Below are 3,637 nucleotides of genomic sequence, written 5' to 3'. Positions count from 1 at the left end.
ATTCGACGCTTGGCTATCGTTCACCCTGCCAGTATTTAGATGACTGGCTCACTGAGCAACATCAGGAAAAACAGGCGGCATAAAAGCCACCTGTTGGAAGACGAAAAATCGAGGGAAGCTCAAACTTTGTCCCGCAAAACAAAAAATGGCCAAAGCTAAAACCAATTACACCTGTACCGAATGCGGCGGCGTCGCCAATAAGTGGACTGGCCAATGCCCGTCCTGTGGACAATGGAACACGCTTGTGGAAACCGTTGTCGAGGCAGTCGGCAACCGTTTTTCCAACCAGCACCAGGGCTTGGCGCAAACGGCGCCGGTGATGACACTGGCCGATATCGAGGCAATTGACGTACCGCGCTTCGGTACCGGTATCGAAGAGTTTGACCGCGTACTCGGCGGCGGCTTGGTGGCCGGCGGCGTGGTGCTGATCGGCGGCGATCCAGGGATCGGCAAATCGACATTGCTGCTGCAGGCGCTGGCTAATTTGTCGAAAATAAAAAAAGTGCTGTATGTCAGCGGCGAAGAATCCGGCGCGCAGATCGCGTTGCGCGCCAAGCGGCTGGCGGTGGATGCGCAGGATCTCAAGCTGCAGGCGGAAATCCAGCTGGAGAAAATTCTTAATACACTGGTTGAGCACAAGCCGGAAGTCGCTGTCATCGATTCGATTCAGACCGTGTATTCGGATGCGCTCAGCTCGGCGCCGGGTTCGGTGGCGCAGGTACGGGAATGTGCGGCGCAACTCACGCGCGTCGCCAAGCAGTCGGGCATTACCATCATCATGGTCGGCCATGTGACCAAGGAAGGCGCGCTGGCCGGGCCGCGGGTGTTGGAACACATCGTTGACACGGTGCTGTATTTTGAAGGCGATACGCATTCCAGTTTTCGTCTGGTGCGGGCCTTCAAGAATCGTTTCGGCGCGGTCAATGAGCTGGGTGTGTTCGCCATGACCGAGAAAGGTTTGAAGGGCGTGTCGAATCCGTCGGCGCTGTTTTTGTCGCAGCATGATAACCAGGTGCCGGGCTCCTGCGTGATGGTCACGCAGGAGGGCACGCGGCCGCTGCTGGTCGAGATCCAGGCGCTGGTTGACGCCTCGCATGTGCCCAACGCGCGCCGGCTCTCGGTCGGACTGGAGCAGAACCGGCTGGCGATGCTGCTGGCGGTGTTGCACCGGCATGCCGAGATTGCCGCGTTCGATCAGGACGTGTTCATCAATGCGGTTGGCGGCGTGAAGATCACCGAGCCGGCCGCTGACCTGGCGGTGCTGCTGGCGATCAATTCATCAATGCGCAACCGGCCCCTGCCGCGGGGGCTGGTAGTGTTCGGCGAGGTCGGCCTGGCTGGAGAGATTCGTCCCGCACCACGTGGCCAAGAACGTCTGCGCGAAGCGGCCAAGCTGGGTTTTTCGATTGCGATGATCCCGAAGTCGAACGCGCCAAAGCAGGACATCGAAGGCTTGAAGATCATCCCGGTGGAGCGCATCGACGATGCGCTGACCAAGATTCGTGATGCTGAGTAACGCATCGATTCATTCATTAATTCATTGATTAATTCGTTCTTTTCCAAATTATCCCGATCAAGGAGCATCAACATGAAAACCAAGGCAGCTATCGCATGGAAAGCCGGTCAGCCACTGACGATCGAAGAAGTCGAACTGGGCGGTCCGCGCGCCGGTGAAGTGCTGGTGGAGATCAAGGCCACCGGAATTTGCCACACCGATTACTACACCTTGTCGGGTGCTGATCCGGAGGGGATTTTCCCGGCGATCCTGGGCCATGAAGGTGCCGGCGTGGTGGTCGATGTCGGCCCCGGCGTGAAGAGCCTGAAGAAGGACGATCATGTGATCCCGTTGTACACGCCCGAATGCCGCGAGTGTAAATTTTGTCTGTCGCAGAAGACCAACCTGTGCCAGTCGATCCGTTCGACTCAGGGCCGTGGTCTGATGCCGGATGCTGGCAGCCGTTTTTCGATTGATGGCAAGCCGATCTTCCATTACATGGGCACATCGACCTTTTCCAATTACATCGTGGTGCCGGAAATCGCCTTGGCCAAGATTCGTCGCGACGCGCCGTTCGACAAGGTCTGCTACATCGGTTGCGGCGTCACTACTGGCGTTGGCGCCGTGCTGTTTACTGCCAAGGTCGAAGCTGGCGCTAATGTTGTGGTGTTCGGTCTCGGCGGCATCGGTTTGAATGTGATTCAGGCGGCGCGCATGGTTGGCGCTGACAAGATCATCGGCGTTGATATCAATCCGGCGCGCCAAGCAATAGCCAGAAAGTTCGGCATGACGCATTTCATTAATCCGAACGAAGTGGAAAATGTGGTCGATGCCATTATTGGTCTGACCGACGGCGGTGCCGACTACAGCTTCGAATGCATCGGTAACACTACCACCATGCGCCAGGCGCTGGAGTGCTGCCACAAGGGTTGGGGGCAGTCAATCGTGATTGGTGTTGCCGCTGCTGGCCAGGAAATCAGCACACGGCCTTTCCAACTGGTGACTGGCCGGGTCTGGAAAGGCTCGGCCTTTGGCGGTGCCCGCGGCCGCACCGACGTACCAAAAATTGTTGACTGGTATATGGATGGCAAATTAAACATCGATGATCTGATTACGCACCGCCTGCCGCTGGATCGCATCAACGAAGGCTTTGATCTGATGAACAGCGGCGAGTCGATTCGCTCGGTGGTGATCTACTAATGGAAATCATTAGTGAACATGCCTGTTTCGGCGGCACTCAGGGGTTCTACAGGCATGCGTCAATCGAGATTGGTTTGCCGATGCGCTTTTCAGTCTTTCAGCCGCCTCAGGCCAAGGTTGGTGCGGTGCCGGTGTTGTTTTTTCTGGCAGGGCTGACCTACACCGAAGAGACCTTCATGATCAAGGCCGGTGCGCAACGCTTTGCCGCGCAGCACGGCATCATGCTGGTGACGCCGGACACCAGTCCACGCGATACCGGTATCGACGGTGTCGACGCCAGTTGGGATGTCGGCAGCGGCGCTGGTTTCTACCTGGATGCGACGCAAGCGCCGTGGTCCGCGCATTTCCGGATGTATTCGTATGTCCTGCAAGAGCTACGGCAAGTTATTGTTCAGCGGTTTCCGGCGCAGGCCGGACGAATTGGAATATCCAGGCATTCGATGGGCGGCCATGGCGCGCTGATACTGGCTTTGCGCAATCCGGATGTATTTCGCTCGGTATCTGCATTTGCCCCAATTGCTGCGCCTAGCCAGTGTCCTTGGGGAAAAAGGCATTCGGCACGTATCTGGGGGGGATAGACCAGCGTGCATGGCGTGATTATGACGCGACGCAACTGATACTTGATTCGAAGCGCCAGTTTCCTCAGGAGATCTTGATTGATCAGGGCTTGGGCGACAAATTTCTGGCAGATCAATTACTGCCGGAGCAGTTTGAAGCTGCCTGCGCACAGGCAGGCCAGCGCCTGACGCTAAGGCGACATGCGGCGTATGACCATGGTTATTATTTCATCTCAACTTTTATCGAGGATCATCTGGCTTTTCATCAGCGGATATTGGCGGCTAAGTAAGAGACGGTTTCATAAAGGCCCGAAGGGGCTGTTAACTTTTCCGGCAAGCTGCTACTCTTCGGCATTGATATAGATAAGGCTGAAGAAGAGATGGG

2 protein-coding genes and 1 pseudogene are annotated in these 3,637 nt (G+C 56.7%); all 3 read left to right on the top strand.

Annotated features, from left to right (window positions below):
• Positions 1–145: 145 nt before the first annotated feature.
• Positions 146–1,516 carry a DNA repair protein RadA gene (gene radA / locus ACIQ0R_RS11890; RefSeq protein WP_395827672.1) on the top strand — a complete coding sequence of 457 codons (1,371 nt, stop codon included), beginning with the start codon at positions 146–148 and terminating at the stop codon, positions 1,514–1,516.
• Between the two features lie 72 nt (positions 1,517–1,588).
• Positions 1,589–2,695, top strand: a complete 1,107-nt coding sequence (locus ACIQ0R_RS11885) for an S-(hydroxymethyl)glutathione dehydrogenase/class III alcohol dehydrogenase (RefSeq protein WP_395827669.1) — start codon at positions 1,589–1,591, stop codon at positions 2,693–2,695.
• Positions 2,695–3,542 (top strand): annotated as a pseudogene (gene fghA / locus ACIQ0R_RS11880) (S-formylglutathione hydrolase). The gene ACIQ0R_RS11885 and the pseudogene fghA overlap by 1 nt, the downstream one beginning before the upstream one ends.
• Positions 3,543–3,637 lie beyond the last annotated feature (95 nt).

The sequence above is a fragment of the Collimonas sp. genome (assembly GCF_044339385.1).
GTDB lineage: Bacteria > Pseudomonadota > Gammaproteobacteria > Burkholderiales > Burkholderiaceae_D > Collimonas.
This window is presented reverse-complemented; position numbering and strand designations above follow the sequence as displayed.

Excerpts from the sequence above, each read along its gene's own strand:
- radA (WP_395827672.1), top strand. The coding sequence starts at position 146 with ATGGCCAAAGCTAAAACCAATTACACCTGTACCGAATGCGGCGGCGTC.
- ACIQ0R_RS11885 (WP_395827669.1), top strand. The coding sequence starts at position 1,589 with ATGAAAACCAAGGCAGCTATCGCATGGAAAGCCGGTCAGCCACTGACG.